Source organism: Paenibacillus sp. USDA918EY (assembly GCF_009870825.1).
Lineage (GTDB): Bacteria > Bacillota > Bacilli > Paenibacillales > Paenibacillaceae > Paenibacillus_AQ > Paenibacillus_AQ albilobatus.
Genome location: NZ_WTWY01000059.1, coordinates 1 through 604 on the forward strand (window position 1 = coordinate 1; position 604 = coordinate 604).

General features: G+C 39.6%; 1 protein-coding gene. It reads right to left on the bottom strand.

Translation table 11 applies throughout. The annotated features are described in order from the left end of the window. Positions 1-197: 197 nt before the first annotated feature. Positions 198-398: a hypothetical protein gene (locus GQY55_RS30800; protein WP_160045732.1), complete on the bottom strand. Its 201-nt coding sequence runs from the start codon at positions 396-398 to the stop codon at positions 198-200. Positions 399-604: the final 206 nt, after the last annotated feature.

Sequence of the window (604 nt, forward strand, 5' to 3'; positions counted from 1 at the left end):
ATCACTTAGGTCTCGTCGATCCGGCGGGGCCTTTTTGATTTGAGGAAAGGGTGAAGGAAAGATGATCGATGAAAAAACCGTAACCAAAATAGACCAAACTATCGTTACATTATGTGATTATATTCAAAATAAAATTGAAAGTAAGGAGATAGACCTTGATGAGAACCTATCTCCACTGGTTACTTCACTTGCAACACTCATTCAAAGTCGAAATTCTTGCTGTTAGCTTCTTGAACAGATTTAGCGATTGTTTTGAATACTTTGCCGAGATCTTCAGCACGTTCTATATTCAAAGCTTTAATCTGTTCATCTGATTCGTATTCAGCTGTCGGAAATACAATGATTTCTTTCTCAATTGCGGCGAGAATGATCTCTTTAGTTATTTCTAAAGCATTCATATATGAACCTCCCTTCTATTGAGTATAGGTGCAACATCCTATATTTCGACAATTAGGGAGGTTTTACCTTTTTTTGAAGGAAGGTGACCATTTATGGCACAAGTACAACCAATTGTCCGCTGTGAGCTTGACCCAACAAAGCCGGTCCCTGAAATCTGCGCCGTAATCTCGGCCTTGGTACCTTATCATTACGGCCAAGAAGAGGC